Here is a 26678-nt window from a genome sequence, read left to right as displayed (position 1 = left end):
CGACTTCTTGAGATTGGGCCCTGCCCCAGTCGCAAGAGGCTTGATGATTTGATATTTCCTGCCACCAGCGTATTTTCCCCCGCTGTCGCTCGTTCGCTGCAATACTGCTCCCTGTCCGGAGAGGGCCGATCTATCCCGGCCACAGGGCCGTTATCTGAATTGCCATTCGGTTGCCATTTCCGGCTGGTCGCCACAAAAGTGCGCGCTAAAAAAAGTTCGAAAATACCTCTTGCTTCGGCAAGCTTCAAGATGGGTTCACCGGGTGGATACGCTCCTCCGGAGCTTGAATATTGTGGGTGGGGTGGTGCTACAAACAGTTCGCTCCGCTGGAGCTGTTTGCGCCTCGGCCTGAAGATGAGAGCTATACGCCCTCAGTCCCGCTAGGGGCGACCTGTTTATAGCCCGTTAGGGACGCCCTGTTTGTAGCACAGGAATTATTCAACCATCCCAGCCCCATCGGGGCGGCCTGTATCATCGCAACACGGGGTGCTATAAACAGGTCGCTCCTCCGGAGCTTGAATTTTGTGGGTTGGACGGAGCTATAAACAGGCCGCTCCGCTGGAGCTGTTTCTGCCGCGGCCTGAAGATGAGAGATGGCCGCCCCTCAGTCCCGCTAGGGACGACCTGTTTATAGCCCGTTAGGGACGCCCTGTTTGTAGCACAGGAATTATTCAACCATCCCAGCCCCATCGGGGCGGCCTGTATCACCTCAACACTGAGCAGAACCACCAATGGCCAACACCTACACCCAAATCTGCATTCATGTGGTCTTTGCCGTACAAGGCCGGCAGAGTCTTCTGCAGCCGGAACACAAAAAGCGGACGCGGGCAGTAATCCTGCCGGATACACCAGCAGGTTCATCGCAACGATCGCACAGAATCCGTCACAACTGATTTCCCTTGCTTAGAACAGAGACTCTCTCCCAACCACACCAGGACCAGCATGAAGAAACTCACCTGCTTCACAATGGCGCTGCTGTTGACGCAGCCTGTTGCGGCCCAAACCTTTCAGGATTTTCTCACGCGTGTCAACGCCGCACCGGCCGCGCAGCACGAGGCGCTGATTGACAGCTTTCTCGCAGTCCATCCCGTGCTGCCGCTGCGGGAGGACACGCTGGCGCATTTTCTCTACCGCGGCACTGCCAGCCGCGTCACTGTGCCCGGCGATGCCAATGGCTGGAATCCCGATGCCTTCCCGATGACCCGGCTGGCGGCAACGACGCTGTGGTATTTCAGCCGTGTCTTCGAACGCGACGCCCGTCTCGATTACAAGTTCGTGATCAACAACACCACCTGGCTGCTCGATCCCCGCAATCCGTACCGCGTGTCCGGCGGTTTCGGGCCCAATTCCGAGCTGCGCATGCCGGCCTATGTGCCGCCACCGGAGATCCAGTACGATCCCGCCATCCCGCACGGCAGTCTGCATGACACCACGTTCTTCAGCGTTGCGCTCAACCACAGCCGTGTGATTCGGGTTTACACGCCGCCGGACTATGCCGCCACCAGCGCGCACTACCCGGTGGTGTTGTTTCACGACGGCCTGGAATATCTCACCCTGGCGCAGGCGAACAATGTGATCGATTATCTCATTGCGCACAACCGCATCGTGCCAATCCTCGCGGTGTTCGTGCCGCCCAATCCCGCCAGACGCGCGGAGGAGTACGCCGGCAGTCTGCAGGAGCAGTTCACGGCCTTCATTGTCAAGGAAGTCATGCCCTGGGTGGATCGCCGCTACCGCACGCGCCGCGAGGCCGGCAGCCGCGCCACGCTGGGTGCTTCCAATGGCGGCAACATTGCGCTCTGGCTGGGCTGCCAGCATCCCGAGGTGTTCGGCAACATCGCGGCGCATTCCAGCAACGTGGAAAACAACGTGCGCGCCGCCTTCGAGAACAGCCCGCGTCTCGATTTGAAGCTCTATCTCGACATGGGCACGTATGATCTGAACATCCTGATCGCGCGTGTCGGCAACTTCCTGCCGGTTTTGCAGGCCAAGGGCTACACCTACAAGTATCTCGAGTTTCATGAGGGCCACAGTTGGGGCAACTGGCGGGCGCACATTGACAATGCGCTGGAGATGTTTTTTCCCGGCGGGGCGCTGGCGGTGGCGGGGGCGGGGAACAAACCGGCGGATTTTGCATTGCAGCAGAACTATCCCAATCCCTTCAATCCCGGCACGACGATCAACTATCATCTCAGCCGGCCGGCGCGGGTGGAGCTCGCGATCTACAATCTGCAGGGCGGGCTGGTGCAGCGTCTGGTGGATTCGCTGCAGGCGGCAGGCGGGCATTCAATCTCTTGGACTGGCCTTGATCAAAACGGCAGTGCGCTGGCCAGCGGTGTTTATCTCTATCGCCTGCAGATCGACGGGAAAACGGCGGCGGTGCGACGCATGCTGTTGCTGCGCTGAGGCTGCACATTGGGTGCTTTCCGGCTCTTCGCAAAAACCGCCGCGCGGGCGCCTGTTCCTGGACGATGGCACGTCTTGTGGGATGTGTGCGTGTTTCGCGCGAGCGGCCGGGCGGTTTTTATTTGACAATAGCGATGCGGCGGAGATCGCGGGCTTTGCCTCGAGGCAGTGATTTGGCGGAGGGTTAAAATCGAGAAGCGGGCAAGCGCTTCAGCGCCGGCTCATGACTTGCCGGTGAGCGCAGCCTGCAGTTTCTGCTCCAGCTCGGGCACCAGGTCAGTGATGTCCAGGCACTGGCCACTCCACAACTCCAGTGCCGCCACGCCCTGATAGATCAACATTGGCAGCCCGGAAAGGGTGCGGGCGCCGGCGGCATGTGCCTCGCGCAGCAGCCTGGTTGTCACGGGATTGTAAACGAGGTCAACCACGGTGAGACCGGCATGCAGCAAATCCGCGGGCACAGGCGAGATTTCCACCCGTGGCCACATGCCGGCGCTGGTGGCATTGATCACAAGCGTGACCGCCGGCAGTTGCAGCAATTCCAACCGTTGCGGCCAGGAGATGAGACGGACTTTGGCCTGCCCGGCGGGCGAGAGCCGGGCCAGCAGGCGCTGCGGCCGGGAAGCGTCGCGGTTGCTGATATAGATCAAATCGACTCCCGCCTCGAGCAGAGCCAGCAGCACCGCCGCCGCCGCACCACCCGCGCCCAGCAGCAGCACGGTTTCCTGCCGCACTGCAATGCCGGCGGCTTGCAGGCTGCGGGCGAAGCCCGGCACATCGGTATTGTGACCCAGCAGCAGACCGCGCTCGCACACCACGGTGTTGACCGCGGCGATGCGATGGGCGGGTGCGACCAGATCATCCAGCAGGGGGACCATCGCCTGCTTGTGCGGGAGGGTGACATTCACGCCGGCCAGCTCGCCGTTGCGCAAACGCGCCACCAGGCCGGGCAGTTGGGCGGCCGTGACGCGCAGCGCCTCATAGCGAAATGGCAAACCAAAATGTTCGATCAAATGGCGCTGCAGCAGCGGCGAAAGCGAATGCGCAATGGGATCGCCGATCACCGCCAGCCGGCGCACGGAGGGAGGAGAGGACATGGGCAAACTGTGATCGCGCCGGTTTTCAAGTCGATGAAGCCGGCGGCAGAATTTCGTACCGATAGATGAGCTCCGTGCCGGGCCGCAATTGCGCGCTCACCGAGCAATAGGTTTCACGGGAAAGATCGATGGCGCGCTGCAGCTTGTCTTCGGGAATGTCGCGGCCGCGCACGCGATAGGTCACGGTGATTTTGGTAAAACGTTTGGGATAATTCTCCGCCATTTCGGCATCGATCGCGATTTCGAAGGCTTCGAATGCCACCCGCATCTTCTTGAGCAGCGACACGACGTCCATGCCGGTGCAGCCGGCAAGCGCCAGCAAAACCATTTCCCCGGGCCGCAGCCCGGCATCCCCACCGCCAACCTCGGCCGCCGCGTCCATCACCACTGAGTGATTCGAATAGGCTTTTCCCACAAAGCGCAAACCATCAACCCATTTGACCAAAGCCTGTCTCGCTGCCATGGCAAATCTCCAAAATTTATTTTTCTGCCGCCCGCTGCCTGCCCGGCACGCCGGAGGGCGGGAATAATGACCGCCCTGCAAGTGAACAGCGCCATCAGGGCGCAAGCCGCTCGAGCAACCAGCCGCCGCTGCTGCGGCGATAGCGCAGCCGGTCATGCAAACGGCTCGGCCGTCCCTGCCAGAATTCGAACACCTCGGGCACCAGGCGAAAGCCGCCCCAGTGGGGCGGGCGCGGCACCTGCCGGCCTTCGTACTCGTGCGCCAGTTCCTGGAAACGCTGCTCCAGCACCTGGCGGTTGGCAATGATTTCGCTTTGCGTCGAAGCCCATGCCCCGAGCTGGCTGTCGCGCGGCCGCGTCTGGAAATATTCATCCGCTTCCGACGCAGTCACTTTTTCCACCTGCCCTTCCACTCGCACCTGCCGCTCCAATTCCCGCCACCAAAACACCAGACTCGCCCGGGGATTTTGCTCCAGCTCACGGGCCTTGCGGCTGTGAAAATTGGTGTAGAACACGAAGCCCCGGGCATCGCAATCTTTCAACAACACTATGCGTGCCGAAGGCCGGCCCTGCGTCGTGCTGGTGGCAAGCGTCATGGCATTGGCATGCTGCGGATCAGCCGTCAGCGCCTCTGCGAACCAGCGGTGAAATTGTTGAAACGGATCCGCCAAAGCCTGGCTCTCCTCCAGCCGGCTCCGGGCATACTCGACACGCAAATGGTTCAGGGCGTTGCTCATGTCTGGGCTCGACTCTGCGATGACGATGGGAATGCTCTGCAGGCAGCACTCGCGGCGCCGGTGCGTGCACTAAAACAGGGCCTATTTTAGCATCTTCCGCGAAAGAAGCAAGCTTTACCTCACATCGTGAACTGCTGTCTGTCGCCATGAGCGGTTCATCCCGGGACGACTTTGGGGGAACGGTGAGGCGATTACACCCCGCGCACCGGGAGCGGGCACACGATCGGCCGGCATCGATGCGCCCGGCCGGCGAGGCCATTGTGTTGCCCGCATGTCACCGTTCCCCCCTACCGGGCTCTGCAGTGGTTTGGCCATTGTCGCGAAATCCCCGGAGTCCCCACAGCACCCTGCTGTGAGAAAGCCTGGCGCAGGCGGGGCCGGAACGTTTTTGGAAAGACTCGAATTACAATTTTCATTCATGTAATCACCGCCGGCTGCTGGTTGTATGATTTCCCGGCATTTTCGGCCGGGAATGATTGTTGCTGAATCGCAGTGACAAATGGCGACGGGCGCCGTCATTGTCAAACCAGAAAAGACCGCGGGGAGGCGCACGCTGCCAGATGAATCCGACAATCACAGGAGGAAAAATGGAAACCATTCTGAAATGGCTGATCGCCGGCTATGTCGTCGGCGTCATTTGCATGCTTTACCTGATTGCACGTTCGTGGGTGATCACCAGCGCCATGCTTAACAACGCCGGCAAAGCAGTCTGCCGTCGGGATCTCGGGGTGCACTGGCTGGGCATGGCCCTGCTCAGCACTGGCATCTCGCTGGGGTGGAGTTTCATCGGCGGCGGCATTCATCACTGGATGGCGAACGATCAGCGGTTCGTGCAGTTTTCCCTGGGGCTGGCCTGCGCCATCGCCATGCTGCTGCTGCTGGGCAAGACCACGCACAAAGTCGATAAAATCGCGCTGAATGCCATCGTGATCGTGGGACTGGGCGTGCTCATCCCCGTGATGTTTTAAGATGATCCCGCTGCCTCGCGCCGGCCACGGCCCGTCGATTGATGACCACCACGCCGGCGCGAGGGGTCACCGGATCAGCGTGACGTGCAGCAGGGCATGGTTCTTCCGGCGTTTGGGATAAGTCCTTTGAGTGGAGCCATCCGCTCCAACCGGCTTGCCCGCCGCAGCGTGTTTTTCCCCTTTGAATCCTCTCCGAAAGAATCAGACTTCAGATTTGTTACGCGCAAAGCGCGGACACCCGCAAGGTTATCCCGCCACGACGTTGTGAAACTTCGGGCACGGTATCACTTTCCCCGCGCCGGGCGTTTTTGCCTTGCAGACAGACGAATTGCAATCGTTCAGCACTTCCTGGGCAGGTGAAGCGAATTGTATTGCGGGCTGCATGCCCTGTCAATTGTCATGAGAATTGCAGGAATGCCACGGCCAAGCCGTGACAGATCAAACAGGGAACGGAATCGTTACTGTTTGCCACGAAAATGCCGTAGCGCAGGCTTTCAGCCTGCCTGCAGACAAGAGGGCTGGGCTACGTTTTCCTCCTGATGGGTGCCGTGCGCGGCATGGCAATTACCACGAAAATGCCTGCAGGCAGGCAAGTTGTTTGCGACACCTCGTGACGGGTGTGCAAGCAGACGTGATGATTGCAGGCCTGCGAGTTTTTTGCTTGACATTTGACGGTTGGTTGTTAGGTTATGACGCGATCCTGCAGCTTTCTGCGGGGGGAACTTCAGGCAAACACCAAATGCAGCATATGGATTGACCCGTGATCGGGAGTGAGCCGTCACCCATGTCCACACCCACTGCTTTCACGATCGGCCTGGTGCAAATGGCGATGAGCCGGGACGCCGATGACAATCTCGCACGTGCCAGCCAGTGGATCACCACCGCGGCGCGGCAGGGTGCGCAGGTCATCTGCCTGCCGGAGCTGTTTCGTTCGCAGTATTTCTGCCAGGTCGAAGACGCCAGCTTGTTCGATCTTGCCGAGCCGGTGCCCGGGCCCACCACCGCAGCCATGAGCCGGCTGGCCGCCGCGCTGGGGGTTGCACTGGTGGTGCCGGTGTTCGAACGCCGCGGCCCCGGCCTTTATCACAACAGTGCCGCCATCATCGATGCCAATGGCGAGATCGTCGGACTGTACCGCAAAATGCACATCCCCGATGATCCGGCTTATTACGAGAAGTTCTATTTCACGCCCGGCGATCTTGGTTTCCAGACTTTTGACACGCGGCCGGGCCGCATCGGCACGTTGATTTGCTGGGATCAGTGGTATCCCGAGGCGGCGCGGCTGACCGCCCTGCGCGGGGCCAGCATTCTCTTTTATCCCACCGCCATCGGCTGGCATCCGCACGAGAAGGCGCGCTATGGTGCGGCGCAACGCGAAGCGTGGCGTACGGTGCAGCGCGGCCACGCGATCGCCAACGGCGTCTATGTCGCCGCGGCCAATCGCATCGGGCATGAACCACCCGCGAGCGGCACGGGAGCCGGCATTGAGTTTTGGGGATCCTCGTTTCTCTGCGATCCACAAGGCGTGATCCTGGCGGAGGCCGGCGAAGATCGCGAGGAGATCGTACTCGGCACGGTGGATGTGCGCCATCTCGAGGAAATCCGCCGCAACTGGCCCTTTCTGCGTGATCGCCGCATCGAGGCCTATGGTGAGCTGCAGGCGCGTTATCTCAGCGAGGAGGCATGGCAAAAAAAGAGCTGACCTTTCGCCGTGGCACGCCGGCGGCCCGGGGCTTTCACCTGCCGGCGGAGTGGGAGCGGCACGAGGCCACCTGGCTGGGCTGGCCGCGCAACCGCAGTGATTGGCCGGGTAAATTCGCGCCCATTCCCTGGGTGTATGGCGAAATTGTCCGCAAACTGGCGCCGGGCGAGCGGCTGCACATTCTGGTTGAATCGAAAAGCCATGAGGCCACCGCCCGGCGGGTTTTGCGCGCTGCCGGTGTCGAGGAGGAGCGCGTGCGGTTTTTCCGCTTTCCCACCAATCGCGGCTGGACGCGCGACTCCGGCCCGCTGTTCGTGCGGCGTCCGGGCGAAACCGCCATCGTTAATTTCGGCTTCAATGGCTGGGCACGCTATCCGGACTGGCAAAAGGACAACGCGGTGCCGGTGCGCGCCGCCCGGGCGCTGGGCGTGCGCCTGTTTCAGGCACGACACCAGGGGCGGCCTTTCGTGCTGGAAGGCGGCAGCATCGAAGTCAACGGCCGCGGCACACTGCTGACAACGGAGGAATGCCTGCTCGATTCCGTGACGCAAGTGCGCAATCCCGGCATGAGCCGCGCCGAGATCGAAAGCATGCTGCGCGACCATCTCGGCGTGACCAACATCCTCTGGCTGGGCCGTGGCATTGCCGGCGACGACACCCACGGTCACATTGACGATCTCTGTCGCTTCGTGACCCCGCGCACCGTGGTGCTGGCGAGTGAACGCGATCCGGATGATCCCAACTATCGACCGCTGCAGGAAAATCGCGAGCGTCTGCAGGACATGCGCCTGGAGGATGGCAGCAGCATCGAAGTGGTGCCTCTCCCCCTGCCGGAACCGCTTTATTTTAAAGGGATCCGTTTGCCGGCGAGTTACGCCAATTTCTACTTCGGCAACGCCGCGGCTCTCGTCCCCACTTTCAATGATCCCAACGACCGGCTGGCGCTCGGCATTCTGGCGGAATTGATCACCGACCGGCCGGTGATCGGTATTCATGCGGTGGATTTGGTGTGGGGCTTCGGCACATTGCATTGTCTGACGCAACAGCAACCGGCGGTGGAATGACACCGGGCTGCGCAGGCGTGCTTGTGAACCACCCCGCTGGGAGCAGAGAGATTGCCACTTTGGTGCCACAGGTGATCACACCGGCTCGTGGGATTGATGCCCTCAAATTGCATTGCAGCTCGGAAACGGCACATACGCCCTACCTTCTTTGAAGCTCGCGCCGCGCTTCCATCCAGTGATACACCACCGGCAAAATAAACAGCGTCAACAGCGTCGAAGTCACCAATCCGCCGATGACAAGGATTGCGAACGCGCGTTGCACTTCCGCGCCCGCCCCGTGCGAGAGCGCCATCGGAATGAAGCCGAGCAAGGCCACGAGCGCGGTCATCAACACCGGACGTAATCTCTCTGAAGCGCCGCGCACGACGGCGAGAGGCACGGAGATGCCTTGCGCCCGCAGTTGATTCATGTACGTCACCAGCACGACGCCGTTGAGCATCGCAACGCCGAAGAGCGCAATGAAGCCGATACTCGCGGAGACGCTGATATGCAAGCCGCGAATGAGCAGCGCGAAGATGATGAAGATCGAAAGTGGCAGCACGACCATGAGGCGGCGCGTCGCGGATTGTTGATTTTCAAATTGTCCACCCCACATGAGATAATAACCAGAAGGCAATTGCCTTACCCCACGTTTCTCACCTGGCTGCGAAAGTACCGTGCCGCTGAAAGCCAAGCTCCCAATTTGAGCCCCGCCGCCCCCGGCTTCGTTCCGTTCCAGCTTGAGCCGGCCGCCCACCGCGCCGCATCCTGCACCCTGGAGTTTCCCAACGGCGTGTTGGTCCATTTCTCGGGCGACATCGCTGTGCAATTGCTCACCGGTCTCGTGCGCGCCGCCGGAGTAGAGCCATGATCGCACTCTCTCCCGGCCTGAGATTTTATCTCTATTCCCATGCCACCGACATGCGCAAGAGCTGCGATGGGCTCTCGGGACTCGTGACTCAGGCACTGTCGCGCGAACCCATGAGTGGCGACGTCCACGTGTTTCTCAATCGCCGCCGTGACCGCATGAAACTCTTGCTCTGGGATCGCACCGGCTTCTGGCTCTTCTACAAGTGCCTGGAGCAGGGCACCTTTCAACTGCCCGACAATTTCGCCAACCACACCTCCCTGGAGTTGCGCTACGACGAGCTGCTGCTCATTCTCGAAGGCATCGATCTCACCTCGATCAAGCGCCGCCGGCGGTATGCTCGGTCATCCTCCTCTGCTGCGCCATAATCTTCTCAAAAAAATTTTTGGCATGAAATTAGATTCAGGTTTTCGCGCGAAGTGTGCTTATTAATTAGAGCATGATCGCGACGGCGTGCACTCTCACGTATGAAGAATTGCTGATCGAATATCAGCGTGTGTGTCAAGAACTGGCACAACTCAAGCGCCAGCTCTTTGGCCAAAAGCGCGAGCGCTTCATTCCTGCTGCCAACGATCAGCAACTCGAAATCGCGCTGCATGACGATCGCCAGCCGGCTGCCCCGGTTGCCACCACGCCATCACCTACACCCGCCGCGCGAAAAAGGCGACTCCCACCAAACTCCCCGGCCGCAATCCTCTGCCGGCACATTTGCGCCGCGAAGCGATTGTCCTTGCCCCTGCGGAAGACACCCGCACGCTCAAAAAGATCGGCGAAGAGATCACCGAAGATTGGTGATTTGATATTTCCTGCCAGCAGCGTATTCTCCCTACTGCCGTTCGTTCACTTCCTCCGCCGCGATCCGGCTCCCTGTCCGGAGAGGTCACTTTTTGGAAGATCTTTCCCGGCCACAGTGTCGTTGGCTGAATCGCCATTCGGTTGCCCTTTCCGGCTGGTTGCCACAAAAGCGCGCGCCGAAAAAAGTTCGAAAATACCTCTTGCTTCGGCAAGCTTCAAGATGGGTTCACCGGGTGGATACATCAAAACAAGGATTGAAACATTGTGCCGATCTGGCCAAGTGGGCGTGGGAAATCTATGTCGGTGAGCCCCATCCATCAAAACAAGTATTGCACTTCGGGCATGAGTCATGCTCTTCCCTTTCAGCGTGGCGAGCTACAATCAGTTGACTCTGGTGGAGTTGTTTTCGCCGCAGGCCTGGACTCCTCGAAAAAGCCTTTGGGTTGAATCATTCCCACCATGCTTACCGTGCGGGAGTACTATGAATTTCTGCCCGCCGAGATGGACGCTCCTCAGTCCCGTTCGCGACGATCTCTTTGCAGCCCCGCTCGAGTACCCCCGTCTCCACTTCCCATACTCGTCTTTTCCTTCCCTCGATTTTTTTTTGCGAATTGCCGCGGCAATTGGTTTCTGCTGTTGGTGCGGGCGCTTTTCAAATTTCAGCCAGAGGCTGTCTGAAACTGTCTCGGCTTCTGTTTTGCCGGGGTTTTGACAAAAGCAATCGCCGGGGAAACGCCGATGGCTTTGCTGCACAGCCATCGCGCTGAAAAGACAAGGCAGACATCTTGCCTGCCTGCAGACCGTTTCGTGCCAGGTTTGAACTGCGAGGAGCGTCAGGTTGGTATTGCCTGGCGTATGTGGCGGCTTGGCGGCTCGAAAAATATTCCCGGTGGGGATTTGGGGGGAATAGTTGTCATGCGCGCTTGTTCATCCAGTACGATGACGACATTGCCCGGACATTTTCTGGCAGGCTGGCAGCCTGTGCTACGGTATTCTCGTGTTAATTTACCGTGTGCATTTGCAAACCCGTCACGATGAAAATGAGCTTTCTTAGTCGTGCCTTCAGGCACCGACCTTGAGGGTCTACTACAAAAGTATTCCCGTGGTCATCCCGTGAGATGTTTGTCGCCGGGGTCAAGCCGGGCACAGGACGCTACACGAGGGTGGTGGCGGGGATGGGGGCTTTGCGAGGTTTCAGACCATTCATAACTGGCAACCTGTCGTCCGGTTGCCGCAGTCTTTCACTTCTTCATTTTCAAACAGGAGAGCACAATGGCAAGGAAAGTGACCATGGTGCGGCGGGCGTTGTTGAGTTTGCTGACGCTGATGGCAAGCGGTGTGCTGATTCTCACCGCGAGCCGCAGTGGCCGCACGCAGAGCCCGGCCGATTACTCCTTTACCGACAAGTTGTTCGGCAAGCACTTCGTTTTCATGCCCAAACCGGATGAAATCATGGTGCGTTTTGCCGTCAAGGCAAAAAGGCTCGACCGTGCGAGCGCGGAGGCGGCTGTGGTGCAAAGTCGTCTGACCGTGGTGCATGAGGCCCTTGCGCGTTATGATTTTGGCGTGTACCGTCTGCCCGCCGGCAGCGATCTGGAGTCCGTGGCCGCGCAGCTCCGCGCCAGCGGAACGGTGCAGGCAATTTGTCCGGTGATGATCGATCAGGACGGCTATACGCGCTATTTCATGCCGGATGAGTTCACCGTGCAATTCGATGAGCGGCTGCCGGAGGCGGAAATGCTGGCGATCATCCGCAATGCCGGCTGCAGGATCGTGAAGAAGCAGTGGACGCCGGGCTATTACACGCTCAGCCTGCCGCCGGATCGGGAGCTGTTTGCAACCATCCGGGAATTCATGCGGCTGCCACAGGTGAAATTCGCCGAGCCCAGCTACATCGGCTTCAATGATTTTGCCTTTGATCCCAACGACGCCTCCTATGCCCAGCAATGGGCGCTGCGCAACACCGGCGCCACCGGCGGCACGGCCGATGCCGACATCGATGCGCGCGAGGCCTGGGATATCGAGCGCGGCGACGCCAACGTGGTGGTGGTGATCATCGACACCGGCGTGGACTGGGATCATCCCGATCTGCGGCCCAACATTCTGCAGAATCTCGGCGAGGATGCCGATGGCGACGGCCAGACCATGGAGCTGGCGGGCGGCAATTGGGTGCTGGATCCCGGGGACTTGAACGGCATCGACAATGACGGCAACGGCCGCAGCGATGATCTCATCGGCTGGGACTTCGACGATGACGACAACAATCCCGATGATGAGGGTAATCACGGCACCGCCTGCGCCGGCATCGCCGCCGCAGTGACCGACAATGCCATGGGCGTGGCCGGTGTGGCGCACAATTGCCGCATTCTGCCGCTGCGCATCAATCTCACCGCAGGCATGAATCAGAATCGCGCCGATGCCATCAACTATGCCGCCGCCATGTCGGCGAATTACGACGGCATGGTGTTGAGCTGCAGTTGGATTGCCAGCGGCGATGTCACCGCGCTGCGCAGTGCCATCGTCAACGCCAAAAACGACGGCGTGGTGGTTTGCTTTGCCGCCGGCAATTTCGATGAAACTTCGGTACGCTTCCCGGCGCGCGTGGAGGCCGCGATTGCGGTGGGCGCCACCAGCGAGTGCGACGAACGCAAGAGTCCCACAAGCTGTGATGGCGAGACTGCCTGGGGCAGCAACCGGGGCGACAGCCTGGACATCGCCGCGCCCGGCGTGCACATTTTCACCACCGACCGCGCCGGTGCCGACGGTTACGATGCCGGCGATTATGTCAGTGATTTCAACGGCACCTCATCTGCCACGCCGCATGTGGCCGGCGCCGCCGCCCTGCTGCTCTCCTATGATCCTTCACTCACGCCCGATGAAGTGCAGGACATCTTGCAAGTCAGTGCCGATCGCGTGGGCGGTTACAACTACAACCATGACGCCACCCGGCCGGGCCATTCACTGGAACTGGGCTATGGCCGGCTGAATGTCAATCGCGCGCTGCAGGAGCTGATCGCCCGCAAAGTCATCACCCTGCAGCCGGAGCCGGTGGACATTGCGCTGTCGATCGACCGCTCGGGCAGCATGACGCCGCCCAAGCTGAGCGCGGCGCGCAACGCGGCCGCGCAAGTGGTGCGTCTCATGAACATCGGCGACCGCGTGGCCGTCACCAGCTATGATCACAACGTGTTCGTCAATTTCAATCTTGCCAACATCACTTCGGAAGCAGTGAAAGACAATGCCATTGCCGCCATCAATGCCATCACCGCCGGCGGGGCCACTTCGATCGGCGGCGGTTTGGTCACTGCGCAAGGCCAGTTTCTGCTCGCGGTGCCGCCGCATTACCCGCAGGCCATCATCCTGATGTCGGACGGCATGAGCAACACCGCGCCGTGGGTGCGCCAGGTGACGCCGCTGCTGCCGGGCAGCACCGATGTCTATACCATCGGCTTTGCCACCTCCGGGGTGGACATCGATGAAGATTCGCTGCAATACATCGCCGGCATGACGGGCGGGCAGTATTTCTTTGCCGGCGCCGACGGGCTGGGTGCCGCACCAGCGCCCCACGGCAAGCAGGATGAGCCCGGGCTCATCACCAGCGCCACCGGCGGCCTGGAGTTGATCAAGAGCTATCAAGCTTCCCTGAATATCGCCTCCGGCCGGCAGATGATGCGGCATGTTTCCAGAAAATACTACCAGGACCAGTACAGCGACAGCGTGTTCGTCGATGCTTCGGTGGATGAAATGCGCTTCAGTTTTCTACTCGACAGCAAACCGGCGACGCTGCTGTTCGAGCTGCGCACGCCCGGCGGCAAGACAATTGATCCCGGCGTCGCCGCGGGTGATCCTTTGATTGACTATCTCGAAGACGCCACGCTCGCCTCCTACACCGTGCGCAAGCCCGAACGCGGCTTGTGGCTGGTGGTGGCGCGTGCCGCGCGAGTGGGAAAGATGTTTCTCTCTGCCTCGGGGTATTCTCATCTCAAAGGCATACTGACCGTGGAGGAGTTCGGGCTGCGGCTGCCGTTGCTGGTGCAACTGCGGCTGATCGAGCGCGGCCTGCCGGTGTTGAAATCGCAGGTGCGCGGCCAACTCGGGTTGCCCAACAACCAGTTTCTCCCCTTCCAGCTTTTCGATGACGGCAAGCATCGCGACGGCCAGCCGAATGACGGCATCTATGGCAACAGTATTTTCGCCAGTGCCACCGGCGGCCTGTTGGAGGGCGGCAGCTACACCGTCGAAACCACGGCCACCGGCTTCAGCAACCTCAGCGGCGATTTCTACACCCGTTACAACGTTGCCTCGGTTTTCATTCCCTTCAAGCGGGAGCGCCATCCGATCAGGGTTTCGCTGCCGAACAGCATCGCTCTGCCCAAGCGCCTGGTGCGCATTCCGATTCAAATCAACAACGATGTGTTCGGGCGCGACCTGGGAAGCTTTGCCGCCGGCATCAGGTTCGACCCCGGGATTTTGCAGCCGACCGGCAAGTTCGACACGCGCAATACCATGCTGAACGCAGCCTGGGCGGTCGATCTCAACACAGCACAACCCGGCCTGCTGGAGATGAAGGCCTCGGGGCCGGCTTTGGAGGGCAACGGCGTCTTGCTGCATTTGTTGTTCGAAGTGACGGGCAAACTCGACGAAAGGACGCCGCTGGCCTTCAGTCATTTCGAGTTCAACGGCGGCGCGGAGCCGGTCGAAACCAGTGATGGTTCCTTCACGGTGGGTTCGACTTTCCTGGAGCGCACTGTGACGTTGAACAAACCCAAAGGCTGGAGCTTGACTTCCCTGCCGGTCGAGAGCATCGAACCCTCCTTGCGCGGGCTGTTCCCCAAAGCGCAGGCCGCGTTCAAATTCGTGCCGGGGGAGGGTTACCAGGCCATTGATCAGCTCGAGCCGGCCACGGGTTTCTGGTTGAGTCTCAGTGAGGGCAGCAGCGCAACCGTCACCGGGTTGCCGGTGGCGGAAGCGGGTTATCAGCTCGCCAAAGGCTGGAACTTGATCGGCGGGCTTTATGATCAGGCGGCCAGGCCGCAGACCAAACCCGCCAACGCCATTCAAGCGATGTTCCGTTTCATTCCGCAAACCGGCTATGTGGCCACCACTGAAGTGCTTCCCGGCGAGGCGGTGTGGGTGAGTTGTGCGCAACCCTGCAGCCTGTGGCTCTCGCAGGCAATCAATGCGGCGGCGCCACCGGCGATTGCCGGGGAATTGGCGTGGGAGGCGACCATTACCGCCACCGGGCAGGAGTCGGGTGCGGCGGTGAACGTGAGCAGTGTGGTGATTGGCGCGGGCACGAGCGGCACTGGTACTTTGCCGGCCCCACCAACCGCGCCGCAATTCACCACCAACCTGCAGTTGTGGGAGTTGAATTTCACCGGCGGGCCGTTTGCGAAGGACACGCGCGCGATCAACACGCCGGAATCGAAATGGGTGCTGGAAGTCGATCCGCATGGCAATGTGCCGCCGCCCACACCGCGCAGCACGACGGTGAGCTGGGATGCCGGCAGGCTGGGCGCCGGCACGTGGGAGCTGCGCGACGGTTTCGACGGCACCGGTGCGCTGCGCATTGCCGACATGAAAAGCACCACTTCGTTCGTGGTGACCGGCACCAGCGCGCAGTATTTCACCATCATCTACAAACCGGTGCTTACCGGCGTGCAGGAGGGGCAGGACGAAACCCCGTTGCCTGATCGTTTCGCGCTGCATCAGAACTATCCCAATCCCTTCAATCCCGAGACGGCAATTCGCTATGATTTGCCGCAGGCCTCGGAAGTCAGCATCCGCCTCTACAATGTCACGGGGCAACTGGTGCGCACGCTGGTGAGCGGCCGCTTCCCCGCGGGTGTGCACGTGGTGCGCTGGGACGGCCGTAATGATCATGGTCAGCGCGTTGGGGCCGGGGTGTACTTCTACAGCCTGAAAACCGCGGCTTTTCAGCAACGCAGAAAGATGGTGCTGCTGCCGTGAGCGGCTGATCAGGCCCGGATTGTCGCCAGGCCGCCATTGAAGCGGGGCGGCCCCCGGCCCTGCGGGAACAACAGCGTTTCCTGCGAGACCGTGCGGGCAACTCCCCAGGAGTTACCGGAACGGCGGCACTCGGAGAGTGCCGCCGTTTTTACTTGCCCGTCACACCGCCGTAAATGTCTTTGCATTTCTGCATGCTTGCCGTTATTTTCCCGCCGTCGTTGCGCCTCGTCAATTCGATGGAATCAGCACGAGTTTTGGGAGAGCATGAACACCCTGGGCGAACCGATGCAGCGTTTGTTGCGGATTGCGCAGCAACCCGAGCGGCTCATCATCGGCTTGAATTCCGGCACCTCGGCGGACGGCATCGACGCGGCGTTGGTGCGGTTCAGCGGCAACGGACCGGGCGTGCAATTCAAGCTGCTGGCGTTCGAGCATTATTCCTATCCTGCGGAGATTCGCAGGCAACTTCTGCGCGCCTCGTTGCCGGGGCAGGGCACGGTCGATCAAATCTGCCGGTTGAACGTGGCGGTGGGCGAATGCTTTGCGCAGGCGGCACTGGCGCTGGCGCAAACCGCGGGGATTGCGACTGCGGCAATCGATTTGATCGGGTCGCACGGCCAGACCATTCATCATCTGCCCAATGCCGAGGCGATTACCGGGGTGGCGACCCGCGGCACGCTGCAAATCGGCGAGGCCAGCGTGATTGCCAGGCGCACGGGCATCATCACCATTGCGGACTTCCGCGCCGCCGACATGGCGCTCGGCGGCCAGGGCGCGCCCCTGGTGCCGCTGCTGGAATTTCTGCTGCTGCGCTCGCCGGAGAAAACGCGCGGGGTTTTAAACCTCGGCGGCATCGCCAATTTGACCCTGCTGAAAAAGGGTGGCAGCCTGGAGGAGGTGAGGGCTTGTGATACCGGCCCGGGCAACATGGTGATCGACGGCTTGATGCAGAAGCTGTTCGCGCGCGAGTTCGATGCCAATGGCGCGGTGGCCGCCTCCGGCCGGGTGTCGGCGGAGCTGCTGCAACAATTGCTGCAGCATCCCTATTTCTCCCGGCCGCTGCCGAAAACCACCGGCCGCGAGGAATTTGGCCAGGCCTTCATTGAACAGGCCATGTTGGGCGGCTTGCAGCATTTTCTCGCGCATGAGGATATTGTGGCCACTGCCACGGCGCTGACGGTGGAAACGATCTGGCGCGGGGCGCAGCTTCTGCAGGAGCATGGCGGCCCCATCGAGGAGCTGGTGGTGAGTGGCGGCGGCGCGCAGAATCCCGTGCTCATGCAGGAATTGCGCCGCAAGTTCGCCGGCGTGACGGTGATCACCTCCAGCGAACTGGGCATACCCAGCGAGGCCAAGGAGGCGATTTTGTTTGCACTGCTGGCCAATGAAACCGTGTCGGGGCATGCCGGCAATGTGCCTGCGGTGACCGGCGCCGCCGCGGCGACGGTGTTGGGGAAGATTTGTTTGTGAATTGCGGATTAAAATCTATTCGCGATTCAAATCGCAGTCTGGCAGCGAAAGCGGGCTGGGGATATTTTGGATGAAAAGGGTAACGGTGATGCGCCATGTCTCTCCAACTCTGCGTCTTCGAAGATGATCATTGCAACCGGCTGTATCCTTTGAGTCTCACGCGGCCGGTGTTCGATTTGCGCTGTGGCATGTCGTCCCTGCTGGAAAAAATCGTCCGGCATTATCCCGGCGCCGGTCTGCACCTTTTCGTGCGGCCGTATTTGGCGGAACGGGTGCGGGAGTTGTGGCCCCAGGCGATGGTCAATCACGCGCCCGGCGGGCCGTGCCTGTTCGTGAATGGCAGGTTTCTGTTTGAGACCTGGCCGGTGGCGGAGGGCCGCCCGGCGATTTGGCAACATGCCGGCGAAATGGTCGCTCTGTGGCTGCCGGCGGGACTGCCGGAGCCCGCGGCACCGGCCACCTCTCCCTTTGTCCTGCCGCCCGGTCCCGCCAACGCCATCACGCATGAGATCGCGGGACGCTTTGTCAATTACCCCTGGGATCTGGTCAACAACAACGCTGCGGAATTGATCCGGGATTTCAAAGAGGCCAATCTTGGCGGGCAACTGCTCGGTCGAATTTGTCCGGGCGTGACGCTGCTCGAGGCCGGGAACATCCATCTGGCCGCGGGGGCAACGCTCAAGCCCGGTGTTGTGCTCGATGCCGAAGACGGCCCGATCTTCATCGACGCCGGCGCAACGATCATGGCCAATGCCTGCCTGCAGGGGCCGCTGTATGTCGGCAAAAAGTCCATGATCAAGATGGGGGCGAAGATTTATGAAGGCACTGCCATTGGGCCGGTGTGCAAAATCGGCGGAGAAGTGGAGGCGAGCATCGTGCATGGCTTCAGCAACAAGCAGCATGAAGGTTTTCTCGGCCATGCCTATCTCGGGGAATGGGTCAATCTCGGTGCCGATACCAACAACAGCGATTTGAAAAACAATTATGGGACGGTGAAAGTTTACATTGACGGCGAAATGGTGGACAGCGGCTCGCTGTTCGTGGGCTTGTTCATGGGCGACCATGCCAAGAGTGGCATCAACACCATGTTCAACACCGGCACGGTGGTGGGGGTGATGAGCAACGTTTTCGGCGCGGGCTATCCGGATAAATTCATCCCTTCGTTCATTTGGGGCGGGGTGGAGAGGAGCGAAACGTATGCGCTGGACAAGGCGCTGGCGGTGGCGAAGCGGGTCATGGCCCGCCGCAAGCAAACGCTGACGCCGGCACAGGAGAGGGTGTTGCGGACGGTATTCGAGATGACAGCGCGCGAACGCGCGGTCTTTAGTGGTGACTAGGCTTTGCGAAATATCAGAGGACTCACCCCTCTCAGGTCCAAGAGTCCTTCGGCATTTCTGGACATGGCCCGGCCGGCCATTTGCTCGCGCCGGGCTTTTTTCTTTGGCAGCGGGGTTGTGGCGACTCGGACATCACCGGGAACAAAATAACTGACCGCAGCAATGCGTGCTCAAGGCTGCGAGGCTGAGACTTCTGCCAGGAATGTGGCCTGCAGGGCAGGGTCTGCCGCCCCCTCACTTCGCAGCCGTTGCCCGGGGCGATACCCGGGGCGTAACCACGGTGGCAGTCGTCGTTGTTGCCGGGCTGCCGGCACCGGCGGTGCGCACCAGCACGACTTCGCCCGCCCCGGCATTCAGGCTGTCACCGGCACTGTCGAGAGTGCGCGCCAGCTCCAAAAAGCCTTGATGATTCAAGATCAGAATGAACGCGCCCCGGCTGGCGGCGCCGCGCCGCTCGACGAAGGTCGCCGGCACGACCTGGCCTTTCACCTGGCATTCGAGCGCCATGCCCGCGCGCCAGCCCGCCTTCGCCAGCATCGGTGCCTGAATGTTGGTCACCAGATTGCCATAATGATCGCGATGCAAAATCTCTCCGGTGATGCCGCTCTCCGTCAGGCTCGCGGGCGTGCGGTCAAACTGCACGGGATCAAAAATCTGCTTGCCGGCATCGGTGATCTTTTTCCCTTTTGACAGATGCGCGGCCGCCGGACCGAAAATGTCGCGGCCCTCGAAAGTCGTGGAGGTGACGCCCCGGCGGTACCACAACACGTTGCTGATTTCCACCGCGCGTTTCAAGCCGGCGGTCTTGATGACGTCGGTGAACACGCCGTTGTCCGGCCCGACGAAGTACTTTTCATCCTGTGTTTCGATGATGATGCGCCGGCGGCTGCCACCGGCATCGGGATCGACCACCGCCAGGAAAATCGTGCCCGCGGGAAATTCATTGGCCACCGTCGCCAGCAGGTAGCTCGCTTCCCGCACGTCATAATCCGGAACGGCATGGGTGATGGCGGTCAGCCGCGCCGCGGGATTAATGGAGAGAATGGTGCCATAAAGCGCGCCGACATAGGGATCGTTCCAGCCATAGTCGGTGAGCACGGCAATCGTCGGTGGCGAGCTGCAGCCATAACCCAACAGCAACACCATCACCCCCGCCGGGAGAATTCGGAATGTCATGTGTTCCTCCAGTTGTGGTGAATCCGAGAGGCCGATGCAACGCCCGGGCGCAGCAGGCGGCCGGCCGACTGGGCCAAAAATTCAGGCGCGTTCCCATGTCGTGTTGTTGCGCTGAGCTGTGGTGGGAAAGGGGAAATCGTGGCGATCCCGGCGGTTTGCCGGAATCGCGGCACAGGGTGTCGTCAAACAAGGACGGTGGCGCGGCCCGCGGGCACGGGTGATCAGCGCACGAATTTTTTCAACAGTATTTCCTGCAGGAGTTGCTGCAGATCCAGCTTCTGATAGTCCGCCGGCAGCTCGAATTGCGCCGCACTCACAGCACGCGGCTGGATGCTGGTGATTTCGAGCACATGCATGCCGCCGTGCGGGGAGAGGTGTTTGGCGAGCATCGGCACGCCCGCGTGGGCCAGCCTTCTCCAGGCGTCGCTCTGCCAGCCGGTGAGATCGCCGAGCTGCATTTCGCCGAGCAGGGTGTCGAAGGCCCGGCGCAAACCGGGATGCGCCGCGGTCACCCAGAGTTCGGCGGCCTGGCCCGGGCCCTTGCTGAGATAGCGCAGGCAGGGCAGCCCGTTGATCGTGCTTTGTTCACCGGTCTTTTTGAATTCCGGCAGCTCGTCCGCTGCGGTCGAGGCCGCCCCCCGCTGTGCGAGACTCTGCAACACGTCACGCGCGGAAAGCAGCACAGACCGGCCCTCTTCCGCACTCAATTCCAGATAAGCCTGTTGCGCCGGCAGGAGCAGCCAGTTCTGTTTTTGCTGCGGCCGCACCAGATAGATGATTTTTTTGCCGAACAGACTGTGGCCGGCGTTCAAATCGGCATCCACCCGCATGCCGTTCTCGGCAAAATAGTAGGTGAAATGATCCGCCGGCAGCGCGGCCCCGTTCTTTTTGATTGCCGCAAGCAACTGCTCCACCGGTTGTTGCAGCACGCGGGCAGGCGGGAAACCGAAAGCTTCCTCCTCGGGCGTCGGCGCTTCCGTTATGCCGCCGGCCAGCGTAAACAGAATTTCGCGCGGCACGGCGAAGTGGCGCTGCTGCACGATGCCGGTGAAGGATTGTGCCGGCAGCACCGGCGCCCATCCGGCGAGCAACAGAAAAGCGGCGAAACAGCTTGCAACTCGCATGCAGCACTCCGGCGAAGTGAACTCCTGACGCACGAAAGGCCAGCGCGATGGCCTCGCTGGCCTTTGCAAAGGATTGTGTGAGGGCGGCGCCGCGGCGCTGCTGCTCAATTCATCGTCTCCAGAACCTTTTTAATGCGAGTGAAGGCCCAGTCGAGGTCCTCGCGGGTGATCACCAGCGGCGGGGCGAAGCGAATCACGTGTTCGTGGGTTTCCTTGCAGAGCAAACCCTCATCCCGCAGGGCTTCGCAGAAACGGCGTGCGCCGCCGGCTTCGGGCTTCAATTCCACGCCGATGAACAAGCCGCGGCCGCGCATTTCCTTCACGTGCCTGCTGTTGATGGTGCGCAGGCGTTCGAGGAAGTAATGGCCCAACTCGGCCGAGCGTTCCACCAATTTTTCCTCCTGCAGAACGCGCAGCGCTTCACGCGCCACGGCACAGGCGAGCGGATTGGCGCCGAACGTGCTGCCATGATCGCCCGGGCGAAAATTGCCGAGAATCGCGCGGCTGGAAACCACGGCCGACACTGGATAAAATCCGCCGGACAGGGCCTTGCCCAAAATCAGCACGTCGGGTTTCACTCCCGGTTCGTGTTGATAGGCGAACAGTTTGCCGGTGCGGCCCAAACCGGTTTGAATTTCGTCCATCATGACCAGCACCTTGTTCTGCTGGCAGATCCCCTGTACTTTGGCCAGATAGCCTTTTGGCGGAATCAAGATGCCACCTTCACCCTGAATCGGCTCCACCAGAAACGCAGCGGTGTGCGGCGTGATGGCCCGTGCCAGGGCCTCGCTGTCGCCATAGGGCACGAAGACGAAGCCCGGGGTGTGCGGTCCGAAATGCCGGCGATATTGCGGCTCGGAGGAGAACGAAATCACCGTGGTGGTGCGGCCGTGAAAATTGCCCGTACACACGATGATTTCGGCCTTATTGTCGGGAATGCCCTTGCTCATGTAGCCCCATTTGCGCGCCGTCTTCACCGCGGTCTCCACCGCTTCCGCGCCGGAGTTCATCGGCAGCACCATTTCCATCTCGCACAAATCCGCCAGCTCCTTGTAGAACAGGCCGGTTTGATTGTTGCGAAAGGCGCGCGACGGCAGCGTCAGCTTCTTTGCCTGTGCCACCATCGCTTGATAAATGCGCGGATGGCAGTGCCCCTGGCTCACCGCGGAGTAGGCACTCAGAAAGTCGAGGTAGCGGTTGCCTTCGACGTCATACAACCACACACCCTCGCCCCGTTCCAGCACGATGTCGAGCGGATGATAAATGTGGGCGCCGTAGTTCTCTTCCAACTGAATGTATTCTTTCGCCGTCACCTCGAGCTCCTTTCGCTTTGTGGGTTTGCCACTGTCCGTTTTTTTGTTGCTTGTTCCCCGGTATCCCCGCTGCCGAACCGTCCGGATGACTGCGATACCGCGCGCAGACGGTTTCATTCTTGCAGACCGGGCAATGTAAGGCGCACTGCCGCAAAAAGCAAAGGGGAAAATACCCGCGCAGGTGATGTTCTGCACACCGGTGGGAAGATATACCCGCGGAGAATTTTTTTGCGTGCTGATGAGAAACTATTACGACAACGTCAAGTTCTAAAATCCACTCCGCAACCCCAAACTGTCATTCCGGAGGAATTTGCCCTGCCCGTATGGACACCCATCGGAATGAAAATGTAGCGCAGACCTCTTGTCTGCAGCAGGCTGGAAGCCTGCGCCACGACATTTTCGTGGGAATCTTCCCGAGTACCGGGATTGATGCTTATTCTGACATTATCCCACGCACTCAAGAAAATTCTTACACAGAATGACATTGGGGAGTGGAGGTGCCAACTTAACGTTGTACTGCTATTCGTTGTCGGTGCGCCCGGAAAACACCGTGCCGGCCCCTGAAAAATGCGCGAGTCGAACCAGATTCACTGCTGTTCATGACGAGATGTCCGCGCAATGATGCTGGCGGGCGGTCGCGCGGCGATGGCGCGAGTCCGCCTGAGCGGATTTTTTCAATTCCCCGGCGCGCGATCGATCACCAAATAGATGGTCGCCAGTTGCGCCATCACCGTTATTACATCGCGCAGTGTTCTCCATGTGCTGCCTTCGCCGCGCGTCGGCACCCAGATGGTATCCCCGCTCGCCAATACACCGGCTTCTTCATCATCCATCACCTCCCCGGTGGCGCGCACCACTTTGACGCGATGGCGGCTGGCATTCCAGGCAAACCCGCCGGCGCGGGCCACGTAGTCCCGCACCCGGCCGCCGGCCAGCAGCGGCACGCCGCCGGGCAGTCCCACGGCACCGGTGACATATACCAGCCGGCTCGCACGCGGAAATTCGATCAGGTCGCCCGGCTCGAGCAGCACGTCGTGTCGTGCATCGGCCTGGCGCAGGAGTTTTTCGAAATTCACACTGACAATGGTGCTGGTTTGCCGGTGGAATTCGAATTTCAACTTTTCCTGCTCAAGGGCACTGAGCATCTCCACCGGCAGGGAAAATTCACCCTCTTCCGGCGTTGGCGGCCTGCTGCTCCGACGACGATACAGACGCGCTTCGCGCAGCGAGGCCTCTGGCGTCGGGCCGCCGGCCCGGCTGCAAATCTCCGCCAAACTTGTCTTTCCCCATGCGATGGCATACCAGCCGGGGAAGCGCACCTCGCCGCGCACTTCCACCAGCGGACCGAGCCGCCAATCCGGAATGCGACGGATAAAGACCTGATCATCCGCGTGCAGGAAGGGATCATGCACCGCCAGCGAATCGTCGGCCAGGGAGATGTTTTCCCGCCGGGGCGGCTGGCCCGGATCGATGCGCACCACCTCGGCCTCCAGCAGATACGCGGCACGGGTCAGCCCGCCGGCGTGCTTGATCAGATCGCCGACGCGCAGGCTCTCTTCAAAAGCATACACCCCCGGCGAATTCACTTCGCCGTAGATGGCCACCTGTGTGCGTTCGACATTTTGTAATTTTGAAAAGAGGGTCACGCGGTCGCCGTGGCGCACGCGCCAACCGCCGCTTGCGGTCAGATCGATCATCCGGGTTGTGCGCCGGCCATCCGGCTCCAGGCGGCTCCATTCAACCTGTTGCAGATTCGCCAGCGCAGTCGGGCCGCCGGCCAGTTGCAGAAGTCCCGCCAGGGAATCCGACCCGTCGTCACGCAGCTCGAAAATCGCCGGCCGATGCACCTCACCGGCAACCGCAGCCCAGCGCTGCGCCGGCGGCACAAAAATACGATCACCCGCCTGCAACAAGCCGGACGCCACCGGTTCGTTCTGCAACAGAATTGCGTAAAGATCGGCGCGCGTCTCCCCACCCGGGCGATTGTGCACGCGAATGTTGCGCAGGGAACCCGTCGGCAACACGCCACCTGCCAGCTCTATGGCATCGAGCACGGTCTGCAAACCGCTCAGGGTATGGCGGCCGGGATGGCGCACTTCCCCGGCCACTTCCACCACCACGGTTTTGGCCTGCAACAGCGTGGCGGCAAACTCGCGGGTATTGAAATAGCGCGACATTTCCTGCTGCAGTCTGGTGCGCGCCTGCGCCAGCGTCAGGCCTGCAACGTCTACCAGTCCGGTGGTGGGAATGTAAACTGCACCCTCCGGCAGCACCGTCACTTCGAAATTGCGCTGCGCCTGGCCGAGCAAATAAATCCCCAGCACATCGCCCGGCCCCAGGCGGTAATTCGCCGGCAGCAAAATCTGCCCGGGTGCCGGCGCGCGGGGAAGCATGGCGGAAAAAAGATTGCCGCCAAACACGGCCAGCTCGCCGCGCGGATTCAACCCCATTTCCGCCAGGCGGCGCGCCAAAAAATCGCGGTGCGGAGGCGAAAAAGTCGAATCTTTTTTTGAAGGGGGCGATTGGGCATGAACTGCACCGACGAGTCCGGCCGCGGGCAGGAACAACAAGATCAGTCCCGGCAAAACGGCGTGAAATTTGGAGAGTGGCATGGTCATTTTTTGAGGAAGTTTCGTGCGGACGCGTGCGCCTGCAGCCGAGGCAACAGCTTTGGGCCGGCAACACCGCCACCACCCTGCCCGCCAGCAACTGGCGTTTCCCCAACCGGCACAAGTTGCGCTCCGCCACCACGCTCGCTGCGAGTGAAAACGCGCCGGCATGCCCCTGTTTGCGCGGTGCGCACGCGATTGAACACACAGAAGGCTTTCGTCCTCGCAGGCGGCAGAGGGCTGGCGCAGCGGCAAATGGCGGGGGTCGGTTGACCCTCCGGCGTGGTTGCATCCTTGAAAAATTTGCCCGAAAGATATTCAGACGACATGGAAAAAGCAACGGCCAACGGGGCCGGTACGACGCCACAGCCCTCCGCGAGGGAGCGTTCCGCGCATTGTCCTTTTGCGAGGAATTCTCTGAATCACCGCGATAAGGCATCCACCGGGAGGCGCCACCGGTGTAACCGGTTGGTAAACGGGGGCTACCCACACAAAGGATGGCTCATGCCGCGGCGTTGACTCGCGGCGCCGGCACGCAGACGGCCATGAGCGCAGTTTACAGCGACTGCCGGTAAATATTGTGCGATCTCCCCACCGCCGCACGGATGGGCACGCACACGATGCCTGGCCGCTGGCAAATGACCATCGTTGGACACAAACTCATGCGAATTCTCCTGACCCTGCAAACACTCGCTCTGTCACGACATCCCCGGTTGGTTGCACCCAGCATGATTGCGGCCGGCCTGTTGTTCGCGCTGTTTCTGGCAGCACCAGCCTGTCGGAGCCAGACCGTTTCAGTGGCCAAACCACAGATTGCGGTGTTGAATCTGGAAAGCCGGGGTGTCGATGCAAACGAAACCGCCACGTTGAGCGATCGCTTGCGCAATGAATTGGTCAAGACGGATGCCTTTGTGGTGGTTGATCGTGAGTATATGGACAGAACGCTGGCGGAGCAGGGTTTTCAAATGACGGGGTGCACCCTGCAGTAATGCGCGGTCGAAGCGGGCCAGATATTGAATGTGAGAAAGATCGTGATCGGATCGATTGGCAAGGTGGGCGGCACCTATGCCATTAATATTCATCTGATCGATGTTGCCTCGGGCCGGATGGAGCAGTCCTTCAAGCAGGACCACCGCGGCAGAATTGACGGCTTGCTGCCGGTGCTGGAAAAACTGGCGCTCGAGATCGCGGAGAAGGTGACCAGCCCCGCCCAAACGAGTGGCAGCGAACGACGCAAACATCGACTCAAGATTTTTTCCCACCCCCCGGGCGCGCAGGTGATCATCAATGGCAAAGTCATGGGCAAAACGCCGCTGGCCGGCAGCGTACCACACGCTCGCAAAATCAACCTCGTCATCCGACATGAGGGTTGTGCCGGAGATCGCTGGTCATGGAGGACAATCTGCAGGTGAATGCCGAGCTGGCGTCGCTCGCGACCGGATCATCGAGAACCTGGCTGTAGGTGGCGGGCGGGGTGGGCGGCGCAGCGCTTGGCACCGCCGCGTATGTCTATCTCAACGGCCGCGAGGCAAATGCAGGAAAGCAGTCGCCTTTGCCGGCTTTTTCCTGGCCGCCGAGGTAGAGTACGCCTGATCACAATG

General features: G+C 60.9%; 19 protein-coding genes and 1 pseudogene. 10 read left to right on the top strand and 10 right to left on the bottom strand.

What is annotated here, in order from left to right; translation table 11 throughout:
• Window positions 1-248: hypothetical protein (locus ONB52_13030; GenBank protein MDZ7417062.1), on the bottom strand; the 248-nt coding region annotated here is incomplete at its 3' end.
• A 694-nt stretch (window positions 249-942) separates the two neighbouring features.
• On the opposite strand from ONB52_13030, the gene ONB52_13025 reads away from it, so the two are divergent.
• On the top strand, window positions 943-2406 hold the full coding sequence (locus tag ONB52_13025) for an alpha/beta hydrolase-fold protein (GenBank protein ID MDZ7417061.1): 1464 nt from the start codon (window positions 943-945) through the stop codon (window positions 2404-2406).
• 221 nt (window positions 2407-2627) lie between these two features.
• Here the strand turns inward: ONB52_13025 and aroE are convergent, their stop codons facing one another.
• From aroE to pdxH, 3 genes are all read right to left on the bottom strand, one after another.
• Window positions 2628-3503, bottom strand: a complete 876-nt coding sequence (gene aroE, locus ONB52_13020; GenBank protein MDZ7417060.1) for a shikimate dehydrogenase — start codon at window positions 3501-3503, stop codon at window positions 2628-2630.
• Window positions 3504-3528: 25 nt separating this feature from the next.
• On the bottom strand, window positions 3529-3966 hold the full coding sequence (locus tag ONB52_13015; protein ID MDZ7417059.1) for an OsmC family protein: 438 nt from the start codon (window positions 3964-3966) through the stop codon (window positions 3529-3531).
• A gap of 94 nt (window positions 3967-4060) precedes the next feature.
• Entirely contained in the window at window positions 4061-4702 is a 642-nt protein-coding gene (gene pdxH / locus ONB52_13010) for a pyridoxamine 5'-phosphate oxidase (protein ID MDZ7417058.1), read from the bottom strand.
• Window positions 4703-5289: 587 nt separating this feature from the next.
• Between pdxH and ONB52_13005 the strand changes: the two genes are divergently transcribed.
• The 3 genes from ONB52_13005 (at window position 5290) to ONB52_12995 (ending at window position 8436) form a co-directional block, all read left to right on the top strand.
• On the top strand, window positions 5290-5670 hold the full coding sequence (locus ONB52_13005; protein MDZ7417057.1) for a hypothetical protein: 381 nt from the start codon (window positions 5290-5292) through the stop codon (window positions 5668-5670).
• Window positions 5671-6454: 784 nt separating this feature from the next.
• Complete coding sequence (locus ONB52_13000) at window positions 6455-7372, top strand: carbon-nitrogen hydrolase (protein MDZ7417056.1); 918 nt, start codon at window positions 6455-6457, stop codon at window positions 7370-7372.
• Window positions 7354-8436 (top strand): agmatine deiminase family protein, encoded by a 1083-nt coding sequence (locus ONB52_12995; protein ID MDZ7417055.1) that lies wholly within the window; start codon window positions 7354-7356, stop codon window positions 8434-8436. Before ONB52_13000 ends, ONB52_12995 begins: the two co-directional genes overlap by 19 nt.
• 139 nt (window positions 8437-8575) lie before the next feature.
• Here ONB52_12995 and ONB52_12990 read toward each other — a convergent pair.
• A pseudogene (locus ONB52_12990) lies at window positions 8576-9055 on the bottom strand (efflux RND transporter permease subunit).
• Window positions 9056-9282: 227 nt separating this feature from the next.
• On the opposite strand from ONB52_12990, the gene tnpB reads away from it, so the two are divergent.
• Entirely contained in the window at window positions 9283-9651 is a 369-nt protein-coding gene (gene tnpB, locus ONB52_12985) for an IS66 family insertion sequence element accessory protein TnpB (GenBank protein MDZ7417054.1), read from the top strand.
• A gap of 5 nt (window positions 9652-9656) precedes the next feature.
• On the opposite strand, the gene ONB52_12980 is transcribed toward tnpB, so the two are convergent.
• Window positions 9657-9881 carry a hypothetical protein gene (locus tag ONB52_12980; GenBank protein ID MDZ7417053.1) on the bottom strand — a complete coding sequence of 75 codons (225 nt, stop codon included), beginning with the start codon at window positions 9879-9881 and terminating at the stop codon, window positions 9657-9659.
• A 1469-nt stretch (window positions 9882-11350) separates the two neighbouring features.
• On the opposite strand from ONB52_12980, the gene ONB52_12975 reads away from it, so the two are divergent.
• From ONB52_12975 to ONB52_12965, 3 genes are all read left to right on the top strand, one after another.
• Complete coding sequence (locus ONB52_12975) at window positions 11351-16048, top strand: S8 family serine peptidase (GenBank protein MDZ7417052.1); 4698 nt, start codon at window positions 11351-11353, stop codon at window positions 16046-16048.
• Window positions 16049-16312: 264 nt separating this feature from the next.
• Window positions 16313-17518, top strand: a complete 1206-nt coding sequence (locus ONB52_12970; GenBank protein MDZ7417051.1) for an anhydro-N-acetylmuramic acid kinase — start codon at window positions 16313-16315, stop codon at window positions 17516-17518.
• Between the two features lie 95 nt (window positions 17519-17613).
• Window positions 17614-18855, top strand: coding sequence for a GlmU family protein (locus ONB52_12965; protein ID MDZ7417050.1), 1242 nt, complete (start codon window positions 17614-17616; stop codon window positions 18853-18855).
• A 234-nt stretch (window positions 18856-19089) separates the two neighbouring features.
• Here ONB52_12965 and ONB52_12960 read toward each other — a convergent pair whose 3' ends face one another.
• The 4 genes from ONB52_12960 to ONB52_12945 form a co-directional block, all read right to left on the bottom strand.
• A complete protein-coding gene (locus ONB52_12960) occupies window positions 19090-20031 on the bottom strand; it encodes an SAM-dependent chlorinase/fluorinase (GenBank protein ID MDZ7417049.1) in 942 nt (313 codons plus the stop codon).
• 221 nt (window positions 20032-20252) lie between these two features.
• Entirely contained in the window at window positions 20253-21155 is a 903-nt protein-coding gene (locus tag ONB52_12955; protein MDZ7417048.1) for a DUF4412 domain-containing protein, read from the bottom strand.
• 104 nt (window positions 21156-21259) lie between these two features.
• Entirely contained in the window at window positions 21260-22468 is a 1209-nt protein-coding gene (gene rocD / locus ONB52_12950; GenBank protein ID MDZ7417047.1) for an ornithine--oxo-acid transaminase, read from the bottom strand.
• Between the two features lie 674 nt (window positions 22469-23142).
• On the bottom strand, window positions 23143-25080 hold the full coding sequence (locus ONB52_12945; GenBank protein MDZ7417046.1) for an SLBB domain-containing protein: 1938 nt from the start codon (window positions 25078-25080) through the stop codon (window positions 23143-23145).
• A 659-nt stretch (window positions 25081-25739) separates the two neighbouring features.
• Here ONB52_12945 and ONB52_12940 point away from each other — a divergent pair.
• Both ONB52_12940 and ONB52_12935 read left to right on the top strand, forming a co-directional pair.
• On the top strand, window positions 25740-26066 hold the full coding sequence (locus tag ONB52_12940) for a hypothetical protein (GenBank protein ID MDZ7417045.1): 327 nt from the start codon (window positions 25740-25742) through the stop codon (window positions 26064-26066).
• Between the two features lie 42 nt (window positions 26067-26108).
• Window positions 26109-26489, top strand: a complete 381-nt coding sequence (locus ONB52_12935) for a PEGA domain-containing protein (GenBank protein ID MDZ7417044.1) — start codon at window positions 26109-26111, stop codon at window positions 26487-26489.
• Window positions 26490-26678: the final 189 nt, after the last annotated feature.

Source organism: candidate division KSB1 bacterium, assembly GCA_034506255.1.
Taxonomy (GTDB): domain Bacteria; phylum Zhuqueibacterota; class Zhuqueibacteria; order Zhuqueibacterales; family Zhuqueibacteraceae; genus Coneutiohabitans; species Coneutiohabitans thermophilus.
Note: the sequence above shows the minus strand (reverse complement) of the source record. Positions and strands in the feature narration are given on the sequence as shown.